This window comes from Halomonas sp. 707B3 (assembly GCF_024158645.1).
Taxonomy (GTDB): Bacteria; Pseudomonadota; Gammaproteobacteria; order Pseudomonadales; family Halomonadaceae; genus Vreelandella; species Vreelandella lionensis.
In genome coordinates, this window is the sequence record NZ_JAMZBE010000286.1 from 1 (window position 1) to 1,584 (window position 1,584).

A 1,584-nucleotide genomic window follows, 5' to 3' on the forward strand; every position below is an offset into this window, starting at 1 on the left:
ATGATTTTTTCTTCATTGATGTTGTCGATCTTGCCATGGTTCACCTCATCGTAACGTATGACGTTCTTGAGGTGTCCACCGTTACTGGGCAGGATCATTTTTTGGCACGGCTTCGCCAAGGGAACCTTCATCATTTCCCTTGGTACGAAATTAAGTTGTAAACAAATTGCAATGCCTTCATGGGATTAACTCGTTAGTTAATAGCGTTCATATGCAAATGTATTAAACGCTTTCCATCATGTTGTTCAATCCAGTGTAACACTTTTTACATCAAAGAGCTTGCATCAGCCACTAGTATGTTTTTATATCAGTATTTATAGATTTACGGAGCTGTTCTTAGTGTTGTATAAGAAACTGCTTCCAAGTTGTACTTTACTTTTTTGCAGAAGTATTCATAAAGGCCTGCACGCCTATGCTCTTGAATTTTACGCACTATTACCTTGATATATTTTTTATTTTTGAAATAAATCATGTTGGACGAATTTATTTTTATAGCGTTAGATGGTTTTGTTTTCTTAAGAGTGCTCATTTTATTACCTCTAATGGCTTTCATTATCCATTTGTTTTTTCGCTGAATTTTTTGTTTTATTCTCTTCGTCAATTTTTTATTTTTTTTCATTCTCTTCATTTTGTTAGCTATGGCATCAAAAAATTCGTGTGGCTGCTTAAGGAGCTTGGCATGCTGTAATCTAATCCAGTGATGTGTGATAAGCTTAGAAATATCCTTTTGGCGTTTTAAATTGTATCTTTTACCATGGCAATAAATTTCACTACGTGCATGCTGACCAAAAGACTCCAGAAGTACATGTACATGCAAACTGCCATCGCTATGAGACTCTATAAAACCTATGAAACTGACATTCTGTTCTGGATCATCAATGTTTCTTTTACGGCCATAGATGTCATTAGATAACCTTGATTGAAGGTTTTGTAAATCTCTTTCAACATTGAGTATTGTGTACTCTTTTTTTGCGTATGTTAGCAAAAAAAAGTAGCGAAAATTTCTTTCTTTGTTTTTAACCCAAGTTAAAATACCTTGTTTGAGGCTTTTTGAATTATAGGGGTTGACGTAATGGGGGTTATTGTTAGAGGTGGATGTCATAATGTTCTTCATCTCATGCAGTTATTGTAGTTGCGGGTACTACTGATGTCGTTGTAGTACCCGAAAAAGTAAATATTGGCTATTATCCAGCTTTAGACAGTAAATTTGGCTTGTCAGAAGGTTGGGGCGTTATCTCAGTAACGTAAAAATTTCCTGCTAATGCAGTAGCAGCGCTTAACGTACTTTCTTTAAAGTGTGCATAGCGCTGGGTAGTGGTGACATTTGTGTGTCCCAGCAATCTCTGAACGGCATATAGCGTTTCGCCTTGGTTAATCAAGGCGGACGCAAATGAATGCCGCAGGTCATGGATGCGTAAATCGTCGAGTCCGGCTTTTTTGCGTGCTGTGTTCCAAGAGCGGAAAATGCTGACATACGGTTTGCCAGTATCCTGAATCCGTGAGACCGGCCCCCGGAAGCACTTCTAACCCACTGACCTGCATGGCAATATAGCCATTATCGCCATTCACCCAGACAGTGCCATG

At 38.3% G+C, this 1,584-nt stretch carries 3 protein-coding genes; all 3 read right to left on the reverse strand.

Annotation, left to right across the window (positions count from 1 at the left end; genetic code table 11):
* Window positions 1-322: 322 nt before the first annotated feature.
* The gene (locus BIS10_RS18670) at window positions 323-1,102 is read right to left on the reverse strand and encodes a hypothetical protein (RefSeq protein WP_253507758.1); all 780 of its coding nucleotides are present in this window, start codon (window positions 1,100-1,102) and stop codon (window positions 323-325) included.
* A gap of 82 nt (window positions 1,103-1,184) precedes the next feature.
* Entirely contained in the window at window positions 1,185-1,466 is a 282-nt protein-coding gene (locus BIS10_RS19110; protein ID WP_392567204.1) for a tyrosine-type recombinase/integrase, read from the reverse strand.
* Window positions 1,405-1,584: hypothetical protein (locus BIS10_RS18675; protein WP_253507761.1), on the reverse strand; the 180-nt coding region annotated here is incomplete at its 5' end. The genes BIS10_RS18675 and BIS10_RS19110, both read right to left, overlap by 62 nt.